Annotated in this window: 11 protein-coding genes; 7 read left to right on the top strand and 4 right to left on the bottom strand. The window is 68.8% G+C overall.

Going from position 1 to position 13,802, the window contains the following annotated elements:
• The first annotated feature begins 294 nt into the window (after nt 1-294).
• On the top strand, nt 295-1,023 hold the full coding sequence (locus DID96_RS16730; protein WP_124600398.1) for a class I SAM-dependent methyltransferase: 729 nt from the start codon (nt 295-297) through the stop codon (nt 1,021-1,023).
• A gap of 184 nt (nt 1,024-1,207) precedes the next feature.
• Here DID96_RS16730 and DID96_RS16725 read toward each other — a convergent pair whose 3' ends face one another.
• The 3 genes from DID96_RS16725 to DID96_RS16715 form a co-directional block, all read right to left on the bottom strand.
• A complete protein-coding gene (locus DID96_RS16725) occupies nt 1,208-1,561 on the bottom strand; it encodes a DUF4148 domain-containing protein (protein WP_124600397.1) in 354 nt (117 codons plus the stop codon).
• Nucleotides 1,562-1,893: 332 nt separating this feature from the next.
• Nucleotides 1,894-2,163 carry a hypothetical protein gene (locus tag DID96_RS16720; protein WP_124600396.1) on the bottom strand — a complete coding sequence of 90 codons (270 nt, stop codon included), beginning with the start codon at nt 2,161-2,163 and terminating at the stop codon, nt 1,894-1,896.
• A gap of 101 nt (nt 2,164-2,264) precedes the next feature.
• Nucleotides 2,265-3,371 carry a substrate-binding domain-containing protein gene (locus DID96_RS16715; RefSeq protein ID WP_124600395.1) on the bottom strand — a complete coding sequence of 369 codons (1,107 nt, stop codon included), beginning with the start codon at nt 3,369-3,371 and terminating at the stop codon, nt 2,265-2,267.
• Between the two features lie 131 nt (nt 3,372-3,502).
• On the opposite strand from DID96_RS16715, the gene DID96_RS16710 reads away from it, so the two are divergent.
• The 4 genes from DID96_RS16710 to DID96_RS16695 are packed head-to-tail and all read left to right on the top strand — an operon-like array spanning nt 3,503 to nt 8,913.
• Entirely contained in the window at nt 3,503-4,021 is a 519-nt protein-coding gene (locus DID96_RS16710) for an NAD(P)H-dependent oxidoreductase subunit E (RefSeq protein WP_124600394.1), read from the top strand.
• Nucleotides 4,018-5,676, top strand: coding sequence for an NADH-quinone oxidoreductase subunit NuoF (locus DID96_RS16705; RefSeq protein WP_260463918.1), 1,659 nt, complete (start codon nt 4,018-4,020; stop codon nt 5,674-5,676). Before DID96_RS16710 ends, DID96_RS16705 begins: the two co-directional genes overlap by 4 nt.
• A gap of 17 nt (nt 5,677-5,693) precedes the next feature.
• Nucleotides 5,694-8,654 carry a formate dehydrogenase subunit alpha gene (fdhF, locus tag DID96_RS16700; protein WP_124600393.1) on the top strand — a complete coding sequence of 987 codons (2,961 nt, stop codon included), beginning with the start codon at nt 5,694-5,696 and terminating at the stop codon, nt 8,652-8,654.
• A gap of 7 nt (nt 8,655-8,661) precedes the next feature.
• Nucleotides 8,662-8,913 carry a formate dehydrogenase subunit delta gene (locus tag DID96_RS16695; protein ID WP_124600392.1) on the top strand — a complete coding sequence of 84 codons (252 nt, stop codon included), beginning with the start codon at nt 8,662-8,664 and terminating at the stop codon, nt 8,911-8,913.
• 36 nt (nt 8,914-8,949) lie between these two features.
• On the opposite strand, the gene DID96_RS16690 is transcribed toward DID96_RS16695, so the two are convergent.
• Nucleotides 8,950-10,617, bottom strand: a complete 1,668-nt coding sequence (locus DID96_RS16690; protein WP_124600391.1) for an FAD-dependent monooxygenase — start codon at nt 10,615-10,617, stop codon at nt 8,950-8,952.
• Between the two features lie 130 nt (nt 10,618-10,747).
• Here DID96_RS16690 and DID96_RS16685 point away from each other — a divergent pair, with 130 nt between their 5' ends.
• Together DID96_RS16685 and DID96_RS16680 are read left to right on the top strand one after the other, a co-directional pair.
• Complete coding sequence (locus DID96_RS16685) at nt 10,748-12,586, top strand: tetratricopeptide repeat protein (protein WP_124600390.1); 1,839 nt, start codon at nt 10,748-10,750, stop codon at nt 12,584-12,586.
• A 204-nt stretch (nt 12,587-12,790) separates the two neighbouring features.
• The gene (locus DID96_RS16680; RefSeq protein ID WP_185732277.1) at nt 12,791-13,789 is read left to right on the top strand and encodes a hypothetical protein; all 999 of its coding nucleotides are present in this window, start codon (nt 12,791-12,793) and stop codon (nt 13,787-13,789) included.
• Nucleotides 13,790-13,802: the final 13 nt, after the last annotated feature.

Here is a 13,802-nt window from a genome sequence, read left to right as displayed (position 1 = left end):
GCCGGTATATCGCCATCATACCCAAGGGCCGGTGTCGACAGGAGCGATCGACGTTTCCAGTTGCGCATGATCGAGAACAACGGGCTCCAAAATCTCCGTTTGGCCCCCGACCGCTATCACACTCACGCCCCGCCTTCGACCTGCGTTACGGCAGGCGCGCCCGTCACGTAAATGACTGTAACAACCAACGTGTCGGAATGCGCGCTGGCCCACTATGCTGATTCTGATGGCGGACGTCTCGCTCGCCGCCTTCCACTTCCACCGCACCGCTCGAATCCCGTAAGGAGCCCGTCGATGCGATTGCCTGAATGGGTGCTGTTCCTGCGTACCTGGCTGCGCAACCCGCGTCGGGTCGGCGCACTCGCGCCGTCGAGCCCGGCGCTCGCCGCACTGATCACCGCGCAGATCCCGCATGACAACGCGTCCGTGATCGAGCTTGGCGCAGGCACCGGCGTGTTCACCCGCGCGCTGCTGGCACGCGGCGTGAACAGCGACCGGCTGGTGCTGGTCGAGGCCGATCCTGCGTTCGCCGCCGCGCTGCGGCGCCAGTTCCCCGCGCTGCGCGTGATGCAGATGGACGCAACCCGGCTCGCGATGACGGACGGCTTCTTCGGCACCGAGCGAGCCCACGCGATCGTCAGCGGATTGCCGCTCGTCGCGATGCCTGTCGAACAGGCGGTCGCGATCGTGCAAGGCGCATTCGCGCACCATTTGGCCGCCAGCGGCGCGTTCTATCAATTCACGTATGCGCCGCGCTGCCCGATCCACGCGCGACATCTCGAAGCGATCGGGATCCGTGCCGCACGGGTCGGCATCGCATGGATGAACTTTCCACCTGCCGTCGTGTACCGCTTCGAACGCCGGATCGACGGGGCCGTCCATTCGCGGCCAGGCGCATGGCAACCGACCGCCTCCTCGCAAGGAGGCCCGCTGTCCGCCGGCACAGCGCGTGTCCGTGCGGAACGGCGCGAATTGCCCGCCGCGCAAACGGCGGACGGCGCCACGGCGGCCCGGGGCCGCTGACGCCTTGTCCTGCCGGAACCTGCGTATGGGGCGAGAATTCGCAATCGCGGCGCCGGCTACTCGCGATCGTCGATTCGGCGCGAGGCGCGACTGATCGTCGCAGCTGCCGCACCGCCGGCCGCTTAGCTATCGCTTGACCGCCGCTTAGGTGCCGCTCGACTGCCTTCGCTGCCCTTCGTTGCTCTTAGCTGCCGCGATACAGCGACTTCATTTCCTCGGCAGTTGCCGGGCGCACGCCGGCCGCACGCAAACCGGAAGCCGATGCACCTTGCGCTTGCGCGCCATAGCCGCTGACGTCGACACCTTGTGCCTGCGTGACGGCGTTTTGCTGCTGTTCGGCGATACGCGCAGTCGCGGCCTGGATCGCCGCCGGATAATGCGGATCTTCACCGCGTGCGGTGTTGTAGCCTGCCTGCTGGAGCTGAACCAGTTCGGCACGCACTTGCGCACGAGTGATCTGCGAACCCGACTGCGCGAACGACGCGACCGGGGCAACGAGTGCGGCTGCAACGACAACGGCTTGAACGAGCGACTTCATGATGACCTACCTCCAGATTTGTCCGTTTTCGCGATGAACGCCTCGTTCATCGCTGACACCTGAAGTTTATGTAGGCAGTTGCTTAAGAATAAGGCAGGTTTCGGGAACACATACTTCCTGGACACGGGTTAACCACTAGATCACGCCAATCCGATCGAAATCGTCGCCCGAAATGCGCAAGCCCCACGAAGCGGCATGCTTCGCGGGGCTTGCAATCGATGCTCTCTTGTACAGTCAGTCCGTCCGGCAAGCTGCGCAACACCCCGGTCAGGTTCCGTCATGCCTGCGCGGCGCCGCGCACATCCTGACGCGTTACCCGTATTACCCGTGCATTACTCGCCATCCATCGGACATTTCAGGTTGCAGCCGTTCGGATCGCCCAAGTCGCCCTTGCGGCGCAGCGCGGACTTCTTGCTCGTCTGGTATTTCTTCGACGGCGCCGACGCCGCGAACGGCATTTGCGGATGCTCGTTCAGGCGAAACTGGTCGCTCAGGATCCCGCCGGGCACACCCGGCGAATTCTGTGCGAACGCGAACGGCGAAACGGCGACGAGCAGGCCCGCGGTCAACGCTGCCGCGGCGAGGGGAACGGAAAATTTCATGGCGGGACGACGCCTGAGCGGCGTGCTTGTTGGAACGTTGATCAAGCGGCAAGCGTAGCGCAAATCCCCCGCCGCTGCAGCGCGGTTCGATCGCGCACCCGTTACCTTGCGTTGCCGTCGCGCGCGGCACCGGCGTCATCGCCGGCGAGCCCCGCCGCGACGCTCGTCAGCGTGCCGCACGCGGCCGGATCGTAGCCGTCGAGACGGGCGACCCGCTCGATGAAGCGCGCGTCGCGCAGCAATGCGAGCACGCCCGCGAGCGGCCGTTCGTCGAGCCGCGCGCGCTCGCACGCGAAGTAGTAATCCTCGTCGACGACCGGGATGAAATCGAGCCCGAAATGATGCGCGGCCGGCTCGACGCCGAAGCCGAGATCGGCCATCCCGCTCGCGACGAACGCTGCGATCGCCGAATGGGTCAGCTCCGCCGACGCATAGCCGTTGATGCGCTCCGGATCGACGCCGATGTCGCGCAGCGCGAGATCGAGCAGCATGCGCGTGCCCGAGCCCGGCTGCCGGTTGACGAACCGGATGTCGTCGCGCGCGAGGTCGGACAGCCCGCTGACCCGTTTCGGGTTGCCGCGCGGCAAGAACAAGCCTTGCTGGCGACGCGTCAGGTGAATCAGCACGTGACGCGTATCGTCGAGCCACGGCTGGTAGATCTGTGCGCACTGTCCACGAAACGCGCCGCGCGGCAGATGAAACCCTGCCAGTTCGCACTCGCCGCGCGCAAGCGCCTGCACGGCCTCGACGCTCTCGCGATACTTGATGTCGACCGACGCGTGCGCTTCGACGAGCGCCGACACGAGCGCCGCGACCGCGTAGCCGTGCGACGCATGGATGCGCACCGCGCCATCTCGCTGCGCGAGCCGCCGGTTCAGGTCGCTCGCGACTTCCGCCGCCAGTGCGCGCAGGTTCCCGTCGAGACGGCTGCGCGCGAGGCGCTGCGCATCGACGACTGCCTGCCCGAGTTCTGACAGCGTCGAGCCCTTGCCCCGGGCGGTCTCGATCAGCGCACCGCCGACGCAGGCCTCCAGCGCGCGCAGCAGCCCCCACGCATGCCGGTAAGACAGTCCCTTCACCTGCGCGGCCTGCGCGATGCTGCCCGTCCGCGCGACGAGTTCGAGCAGCGGCGCCACGTCCGACAGGCTCGCCGTCACGCCGTTGCTGTCGCGTACGAGCAGATACGCGTCGCATTCGACCCGAATCATTTATGCACTCCGTTTTCCTATTGCGACCATCCTGCGTTCCGCTTATCGTTGGCCAAAATCCATCAAAACGAAGTCGGGATGCGCGAAATATGAAACATCAGCGCATATGAGACTTTGGAGGAGCATAGCAGATGTCCCCTAATTCCGAAGCGCCTGATGCGCTCGTCGAGCGGCACGCGCACGCCGGCCGGTCGCTCGTCGCGATCCTGCACGCGATCCAGGACGATGCCGGCTACGTGCCGCCGGGCTGCGTGGCGCCGCTCGCGAAGGCGTTGAATCTGTCGCGCGCCGAGGTGCACGGCGTGCTCACCTATTACCACCACTTCCGCACCGCGCCGCCCGCGCGCGTGACGATCCAGATGTGCCGCGCGGAAGCATGCCGCAGCATGGGCTGCGAGTCGCTCGCGGCCCACGCGGAAGCACGCACCGGCTGCCGGTTCGACGACGCGCACGGTGCTGCAGTGCACACGGGTGCAACGGATCGTGTGCCGCCGGGCGACGTCGCGCTCGAATCGGTCTACTGCCTCGGGCTCTGCGCGCAGTCGCCATCGCTGACGATCAATGGCGTGCTGCACGCGAAGGTCACGGCGGAGAAATTCGACGCGCTGCTTGCCGACGCGGTCGTCCACGCGAAGGAGACAGCAGCATGAACAGCCCCCAAGCTCACATCCGTTCGCAGCCTCACGCGGCGGAAGCTGCCCCCGGTGGAGCGGCCCGGCGGGAGGCCGCGCCGACCCGCATCTACGTCCCGCGCGACTCATCCGCGCTGGCGCTCGGCGCCGACGCGCTCGCTGCCGCGATCGTCGCCGAGGCCGAACGGCGCGGCGTTGCGATCGAGCTCGTCCGCAACGGCTCGCGCGGCCTGCTGTGGCTCGAGCCGCTCGTCGAGGTCGGCACCGCTGCGGGCCGCGTCGGCTATGCGAATCTGTCGGCCACCGACGTGCCCGCGCTGTTCGACGCCGGCTGGCTCGACGGCGGCGCGCACCCGAGCAGCGTCGGACTCGTCGACGCGTTGCCGTATCTCGCGCGCCAGCAGCGGCTCACGTTCGCGCGCATCGGCCTGACCGACCCGCTGTCGATCGACGACTACCTGCTGCACGACGGCCTCGCCGGCCTGAAGAACGCGCTCGCGCTCGACGGCGATGCCGCGTGCGAAGCGCTGATCGAATCGGGCCTGCGCGGCCGCGGCGGCGCGGCATTTCCGGCCGGCATCAAATGGCGCACGGTCCGGCACGCGCGCGCGAAGCAGAAGTACATCGTCTGCAATGCAGACGAAGGCGACTCGGGTACGTTCTCCGATCGGCTGATCATGGAAAGCGACCCGTACTGCCTGATCGAAGGGATGATCATCGCCGGCATCGTGACCGGCGCGACGATCGGCTACATCTACGTACGCAGCGAATATCCGCACGCGATCGCGACGCTCGAGGCGGCGATCGCGCGGGCGCGCGATGCCGGCTGGCTCGGCGCGAGCGTGCTCGGTTCCGCGCACGCGTTCGAGCTGCATGTCGCAAAAGGCGCGGGCTCGTACGTATGCGGCGAGGAAACCGCGCTGCTCGAATCGCTCGAAGGCAAGCGCGGCGTCGTGCGCGCGAAGCCGCCGCTGCCCGCGCTTGCGGGCCTGTACGGCCAGCCGACGGTCATCAACAACGTGATCACGCTGGCGACCGCGCCGGTGATCTTCTCGCGCGGCGCCGCGTTCTATCGCGATTTCGGGATGGGCCGCTCGCGCGGCACGCTGCCATTCCAGCTCGCCGGCAACATCCGGCACGGCGGCCTCGTCGAGCTCGCGTTCGGCGTCACGCTGCGCGAACTGCTGTTCGACTTCGGCGGCGGCACCGCGAGCGGCCGGCCCGCACGCGCGGCGCAGGTCGGCGGCCCGCTCGGCACCTACCTGCCCGAACATCAGTGGGACGTGCCGCTCGATTACGAGGCCTACACGGCGATCGGCGCGGTGGTCGGCCACGGCGGGATCGTGCTGCACGACGACACGTCGAACCTCGCCGAGCTCGCCGAATACGCAATGAAGTTCTGCGCGATCGAATCGTGCGGCAAATGCACGCCGTGCCGGATCGGCTCGACGCGCGGCGTCGAGACGATCGCGCGGATCCGCCAGGGCGACACGTCGGAACGCCAGGTCACGCTGCTGCGCGACCTGTGCGACACGATGCTCGCCGGCTCGCTGTGCGCGATGGGCGGGATGACGCCATACCCGGTGCTGTCCGCGCTCGATCACTTCCCCGAAGATTTCGGACTCGCCGCCGGCCAGGATGCCGCGCCGGGTCCGGCCCAGGCCGCGGCCTGACCACGAAGGAGCCTCGCATGTCCCTCGACACGACCAACGCCCGCCAGGGCGGCTGCGGCTCAGGCCAGTGCGCGTGCAAGAGCGCCGCGCAGGCGCGCGCACGCGACCCGTTCGACGACACCGACTACGGCACGCCGCTGCGCCACGCCGACACCGACGTCACGCTCGAGATCGACGGCCAGCCGGTGACGGTGCCGGCCGGCACGTCGGTGATGCGTGCCGCAATCGAAGCCGGCGTCAACGTCCCGAAACTGTGCGCGACCGATTCGCTCGAGCCGTTCGGCTCGTGCCGCCTGTGCCTCGTCGAGATCGAAGGCCGGCGCGGCTATCCCGCGTCGTGCACGACGCCCGCCGAAGCGGGCATGAAGGTGCGCACGCAATCCGACCGGCTGCAGGCGCTGCGCCGCAACGTGATGGAGCTGTACATCTCCGACCACCCGCTCGACTGCCTGACCTGCCCCGCCAACGGCGACTGCGAGCTGCAGGACATGGCCGGCGTCGTCGGGCTGCGCGAGGTGCGCTACGGCTTCGAAGGCGCGAACCATCTGCATGACCGGAAGGACGAGTCGAATCCGTACTTCACGTACGACCCGTCGAAGTGCATCGTCTGCAACCGCTGCGTGCGCGCGTGCGAGGAAACGCAAGGCACGTTCGCGCTGACGATCGCCGCGCGGGGCTTCGAATCGCGCGTCGCGGCCGGCGAAAGCGAATCGTTCATGGCATCCGAGTGCGTGTCGTGCGGCGCATGCGTCGCTGCATGCCCGACCGCGACGCTGCAGGAAAAGTCGGTCGTGCAGCTCGGCCAGGCGGAGCACGCTGTCGTGACGACCTGCGCATACTGCGGCGTCGGCTGCTCGTTCAAGGCGGAAATGAAGGGCACGCAGGTCGTGCGCATGACACCGCACAAAAACGGGCAGGCAAACGAAGGCCACGCGTGCGTGAAGGGCCGCTTCGCGTGGGGCTATGCGACGCACAAGGACCGCATCACGAAGCCGATGATCCGCGAAAGGATCACCGATCCGTGGCGCGAAGTGAGCTGGGAAGAAGCGCTCACGTATGCGGCAACGCAGTTCCGCCGGCTGCAGGCGACGTACGGCCGCGACTCGATCGGCGGCATCACGTCGTCGCGCTGCACGAACGAGGAAACTTATCTCGTCCAGAAGCTCGTGCGCGCGGCGTTCGGCAACAACAACGTCGACACCTGCGCGCGCGTGTGCCACTCGCCGACCGGCTATGGCCTGAAGACGACGCTCGGCGAATCGGCCGGCACGCAGACTTTCGCGTCGGTCGGCAAGGCCGACGTGATCGTCGTGATCGGCGCGAACCCGACCGACGGCCACCCCGTGTTCGGCTCGCGGCTGAAGCGCCGCGTGCGCGAAGGCGCGAAGCTGATCGTCGTCGATCCGCGCCGCATCGACGTGGTCGACGGTCCGCACGTGAAGGCGTCGCATCACCTGCAGCTGCGCCCCGGCACCAACGTCGCGATCGTCAATGCGCTCGCGCACGTAATCGTCACCGAAGGGCTCGTCAACGACGCGTTCGTCGCCGAGCGCTGCGAAACGCGTGCGTTCGAGCAGTGGCGCGAGTTCGTCGCGCGCGACGAGAATTCGCCGGAAGCGACTGCGGACGTGACCGGCGTACCGGCCGAACAGGTGCGCGCCGCCGCACGGCTGTACGCAACGGGCGGCAATGCGGCGATCTACTACGGGCTCGGGGTGACCGAGCATGCGCAAGGCTCGACGATGGTGATGGGCATCGCGAACCTCGCGATGGCGACCGGCAACATCGGCCGCGAAGGCGTCGGCGTCAATCCGCTGCGCGGCCAGAACAACGTGCAGGGCTCGTGCGACATGGGTTCGTTCCCGCACGAGCTGCCCGGCTACCGCCACATCGGCGACACGAGCGTGCGCACGCAGTTCGAGCAAGCGTGGTCGGCGACGCTGCAGCCGGAACCGGGCCTGCGCATTCCGAACATGTTCGATGCGGCGCTCGACGGCAGCTTCAAGGGGCTGTACTGCCAGGGCGAGGACATCGTGCAGTCGGACCCGAACACGCAGCACGTCGCGGCCGCGCTGTCGTCGATGGAATGCATCGTCGTGCAGGACATCTTCCTGAACGAGACGGCGAAGTACGCACACGTGTTCCTGCCCGGCTCGTCGTTCCTCGAGAAGGACGGCACGTTCACGAACGCGGAGCGCCGCATCTCGCGCGTGCGCAAGGTGATGCCGCCGCTCGCCGGCTACGCGGACTGGGAAGTGACGCTGATGCTGTCCCGCGCACTCGGCTACGAGATGGATTACGCGCATCCGTCGGAGATCATGGACGAGATCGCGCGGCTCACGCCGACCTTCACGGGCGTGTCGTATGCGAAGCTCGACGCGCTCGGCAGCATCCAGTGGCCGTGCAACGAGGAGGCGCCGGAGGGTACGCCAACGATGCACATCGATGCGTTCGTACGCGGCAAGGGCCGGTTCGTGATCACGCAGTTCATTCCGACGCCGGAAAAGGTCACGCAACGCTATCCGCTGATCCTGACGACGGGCCGCATCCTGTCGCAATACAACGTCGGCGCGCAGACGCGCCGCACCGACAACGTGCAGTGGCACGAGGAGGATCGGCTCGAGATCCATCCGCACGATGCGCAGGACCGCGGGATCCGCAGCGGCGACTGGGTCGGCATCGAATCCCGTGCCGGCCAGACCGTGCTGCGCGCGCTCGTGACCGAACGGATGCAGCCGGGCGTCGTGTATACGACATTCCACTTCCCCGAATCAGGCGCGAACGTGATCACGACCGACAGCTCGGACTGGGCGACGAACTGCCCCGAGTACAAGGTGACGGCGGTGCAGGTGATGCCGGTCGCGCAACCGTCCGACTGGCAGCGCGCGTACGCGCGCTTCAACGCCGAGCAGCTCGACCTGCTCGAACGCCGAGCGGCCAGATCGGCTGCGCCCTCGGCCGTGACGACAGGCAAGTGAGGACTCGATGGACACCGGACACCTTATCCACATGGCCAACCGGATCGGCGAGTTCTTCGCGTCGATGCCCGATCGCGACGAGGCGCTGGCCGGCATCGCCGACCATATCCGGCGCTTCTGGGAACCGCGGATGCGCCGCGCGCTGCTAGCGGCGTTCGACGACCCGGCCGGCGCTGCCGCACAGGACGCCGCGCCGATCGTGCGGGACGCGATCGCCGCCTATCGCGACACCCTTGCGCCCGCCGCCGCGCCGGCCTGATCGCCGCCTGGCGCCTGTTCACGCTAATAACGGGCCCTAGGCAGACCGCGACACGCCAGCGAACCAGCTTTCGCAGTGCCGCAGCAACGCGTTCGCGTCGGATGCCGGGCGCCCGCGCGCCGCGATATAGCCGTCGGGCCGCAGCAGATAGAAAGCCGGCCGCGACCGGCCGTAGGCTTCCGCGAGCCCCGCCGCGCCGTCGCCTTCGGTATCGGTGACACGCCAGACGCGCACCGCGCCCGGCATGATCCGCTCGATCGATTGCACGAGCGCCTGCACTTCGGCCGCGGCGGGCGGCGGCGTCTCGCCCGCGTCGTCGGGCGGCGGATCCTCGAGCAGCAGCAGCGTAAAGCCGGCCGGCTCGTGCAGGTCGAAGAGCCTCGCGATACCCGGCGCCTGCCCGAGCGGCCCGTCGACCACATGCACGAGCGCATCGGGCGCCCGCTCGCCCGCGCGCGGGCCGCCGTCGAGCACGCGCTCGAGCGTGAGCGGGCTCTTCCGGTATTGCACCCCCAGTTCGCTGACCGTTCGCCGCACCGCGTCGCGCATCGGCCCGAACGACGACAGCAGCGGCACGACGTGATCGCGCAGCAGCTTCATCGGCCCGCGATCGGCCTCGACGATTTGCGTCAGGAAGCTCGTCTGCCGGAGCACATCGCGCTCGATCGGATGACGTTCCGCGTGATACGTGTCGAGCAAGCGCTCGGGCGCGCCCGCGCCCAGCACCCGTGCGAGCTTCCAGCCGAGATTGAAGGCTTCCTGGATGCCGGTGTTCATCCCCTGCGCACCCGCCGGGCTGTGCACGTGCGCGGCGTCGCCCGCGAAGAACACGCGGCCGAGCCGCAACCGCTCGACCATCCGGCTGTGCAGCCGGAAGTAGGACGACCACGTGAGATCGCTCAGCACGATCGACGTTCCGACGCGCGCGCGCACAAGCTCCTGGCATTGCGCCAGCGACGGACCACGCTCGTCGGGTGGCGCCCCGCTCTCGGGCGGCCGGTCCGCCACCAGCCGGAAGCGCCCGTCGCCCATCGGGAACAGGCCCGCAATCCCGTCCGCCTTCGTGAACAGATGAATCTCGTCGTCCGGCCAGTCGGGAATTGCGGCAAGATCCGCGAGCAGGAACGTCTGCTCGAACGGCCGGCCGACGAAGCCGACGCCGAGCAGGTGGCGCACCGTGCTGTGCGCGCCGTCCGCGGCGATCAGGTACGACGGCGCGAACCGCTCGTCGTTGCCCCGTGCGTCGCGGATCGTGACGTCGAGCGACGTGCCGCCCGTGTTGTCCGTGCCGCCCGTGTTGCATGCGGTCAGCGTCCGGCCGCGCTCGACCGTCACGCCGAGGCCGGCGAGATGTTCGGCGAGCAGCCGCTCGGTGACGCTCTGGTCGAGAAACAGCAGATACGGATAGCGCGTCTGCAGCGGATCGAAATCGAGCCGGGCGATCACGCGGCCTTCCGCGTGCAACGCCGCCGCGTGCGCGCGATGGCCGCTTGCGAGGAACGGTTCGACCGCGCGATGCTGCTCCAGCAATTCGAGCGTACGCGCCTGGATGCCGATCGCGCGCGAATACGGCGCAGGCGCCTCGGCCTTGTCGATGATGCGCACCGGCACACGCGCCCGCGCAAGGCTCATCGCGGCGGCAAGGCCGGTCGGCCCCGCTCCGACGATCAGCACAGGCGGGATATCGAGCAGTTCGTCGACCATGAGAACCTCGATGACTTGCGACCCTGCCAAGTCTACGCCGCTCCGCCTGACGGGACCATATGCCGGACGGCCGACTGGGGTCGCGGCCGCGGGTATGGGAAAATGCGCGTTTTCCGCTAGTTTTCGCGTCATGGATTCCGCCTTCGACCGAGCGTACGCCGCGCACCGCGCGGGCCGGCTCGCCGACGCCGAGCACGGCTATCGCGCCGCGCTCGCCGCCAATCCCGCCGACGCCGACGCGCTGCATCTGTTCGGCGTGTTGCGGCATCAGCAGGGCCAACACGCCGAAGCAGCCGATCTCGTCGGCCGCGCGGTCGCGTTGCGTCCGGGCGATGCCGCGCTGCAGCTCAATCTCGGCAATGCGCTGAAGGCGCTCGGCCGCATGGACGAAGCGATCGACCGCTTCCGCAATGCGCTGACGCTCGCGCCCGAATTTCCGCTCGCACACTACAACCTCGGCAACGCGTATGCGGCACTGCAGCGTCACGAGGATGCGATCGATGCATTCGAGCGCGCGCTGCGGCTCACGCCGGACGACGCGTCGATCCACAACAATCTCGGCAATGCGCTGAACGCGCTCGGCCGCCACGACGACGCGCTCGCCGCGTTCCATCGCGCGCTCGAACTGCGTCCCGGCCACCCGGGCGCACACAACAACCTCGCGATGGCGCTGTCCGCGATGGACCGCGCCGACGACGCGATCACGCATTTCCGCGCGGCCATCGACGCGCAGCCGCGCTTCGTCGCCGCGCATTTCAACCTCGGCAACACGCTCGACGCGGTCGGCCGCCACGCGGAAGCCGCCGCCGCGTTCGAGGCCGCACTCGCGATGCATCCGCCGTTCCCGCTCGCGCTGTACGGCCTCGCGAACGCACTGTGCGCGCAGGCACGGCATCGCGATGCGCTGCCCTACTACGAGCGCGCGGTCGGCCTCGATCCGTCGTTCAGCCTCGCGTGGCTGAACCTCGGCAACGCCCATCACGCGCTCGGCGCACACGAGATGGCATTGCGCGCGTTCGACCAGGCGCTGCGCGTCACGCCCGATCTCACGCTCGCGCAATTGCATCGTGCGGTCACGCTGCTGACGCTCGGCGATTTCACGCGCGGCCTGCCCGCCTACGAAGCGCGCCACGACACGCCCGGCGCAACGCCGCTCGGCGCGCTGCCGCGCTGGCAAGGCGAGCCGATCGCGTCGCGCACGCTGCTGATCCGCGCGGAACAGGGGTTCGGCGACACGCTGCAGTTCGTCCGTTTCGTGCCGCTCGCCCGCACGCGCTGCGCGCACGTCGTGCTCGAGGTGCAGCCGGAGCTCGTCACGCTGCTCGCGCCAATCGCCGCACACTGGCGCGTGACGCTCGTCGCGCAAGGCGCCGCGAAGGCGCCCGCAGCGGACGTCGCATGCACGCTGCTGAGCCTGCCGTTCGCGCTCGGGCTACAGCCTGCCGACATCCTGTCGGGAACGCGCTATCTCGGCGCACCGGACCTCGCCCGCCGGCGCTTCCGCGGCTCGCTAGGCGGACAGTCGAAGCGCAAGTTCGGGATCGCATGGTCGGGGCGCCGGCTGGCGCAGGACAACCGCTCGATAACGCTCGCCGCGCTCGAGCCGCTGTTCGCGCTGCCGGACATCGACTGGATCGTGCTGCAGCCTGCGGTGGACGACGCCGAGCGCGCCTGCATCGATGCGCATCCGCGTATCCATCACCTCGGCGGCCGGCTGACCGACTTCGCCGAAACGGCGGCGGTAATCGAACGGCTCGATGGCGTCGTCTCGATCGATACCTCGGTCGCACACCTCACCGGCGCGCTCGGCAAGCCGCTGTGGCTGATGCTGCCGTTCGCGGCGGACTGGCGCTGGTTCACCAGTGCCGACTGTCCGTGGTATCCCCAGGCGCGGCTCGTGCGGCAGCCGGCCACCGGACAATGGGACGCCGTCGTGCGCGTCGTGGCCGACGCACTGCGCGACGCCTGACCATCCGATACAAAAGGGAGCGGCATCCGCGTCGTGCCGCACGCCGCGGATCGCGGCACGACCGTCTCGGCGTTAAAAAATAGCAGTCAAAAATCGGACTTATCTGATCGACGGTCAGCCCACGAGTGACCACAATACTGAGTTTTGTGTCGACGTCCGCTCCGCATCCGGCTTTCCGCCCGTGCGGCGCGGCGCCCCTCTGCCATGAACCGATCGCCACTCGTTTCCGTCGAAGGCGAACTCGCCAAGCCTCGTTCCGCGCCGCTCGACGGCGTGCCGCCATTCGGTCGCGAGTGGGCGATCCGAAGCTCATTCGACAAGCAGCCCGGCCGCGCGGTCACCACGACGTCGTGTATCGACGTCACGGCGCCCCATCGCGGCTGTCACTGGCAGCCGTCGATTTCGGCCGTGCCGCAGCCGATCATCGTCGCGTTGCGGCCGGTCGCCGGCGCGGCCCGCGCACGCGACCGGCGCGCGATGTTCGCGACCTGCTGGAGCATTGGGGCGCTCGGTCTCATCGGCTGGCTGATCGCCGCGCACGAGCCGCCACCCGGTATCGGATCGTCGACGCAATCCGTGCACACGGGCTCCATCGCGATCCCGCACGAAAGCCGTCCACCGGATTCGTCATTCGCCCGCACGAGCCCGGTAGCCAGCCCCGCAGCCAGCCCGGCAGTCAACCCGACAATCCGCCCCACAGTCAGCCCCACAGTCAGCCCGGCCGATACCCGCGATGCAGCCACCGCCCGGCAATCGATCGCAACACGCGCGCAATCGCCAACCGTCGCGGCCCAGCGCCCCCGTACAACAGCCGACGCAGAACGGCTCGCGGCCGCGCCGTCGCCAGCGCCGTCGCCAGCGCCCAAGCCAGCGCCCAAGCCAGCGCCCAAGCCAGCGCGCACGGCCGGCGCTCGCCCGACGCTTGCCCCGCATACCGCCGCGCCGGTCGTGCAAAGTGTCGCCAACCGCATCCAGCCAGCACCGCAGCCGACACGCGCCGTGCATCGACGCGCCCCGTCGTCGACCGAGCCGCCGCTCGACGCGCTCGACGATCCGCGCACGCTGGCCGCGATGGCTAACGCGCTGCGCGCAGCCCAACCTGCGGCGGCTCCAGCGGCGCGCACGCCAGAGCCCGGTTTCGACTGGACCGCCCGGCTGTCCCATCGGCGCGTGACCGACGCACCTGACGCATTCACGCGCTGACCGGCACCGGCAA

Origin of the sequence: Burkholderia sp. Bp8963 (genome assembly GCF_003854275.1) — a bacterium.
Classification (GTDB): domain Bacteria; phylum Pseudomonadota; class Gammaproteobacteria; order Burkholderiales; family Burkholderiaceae; genus Burkholderia.
The sequence above is the reverse complement of the archived record's forward strand: the minus strand, read 5'-3'. Positions and strand labels throughout refer to the sequence as shown.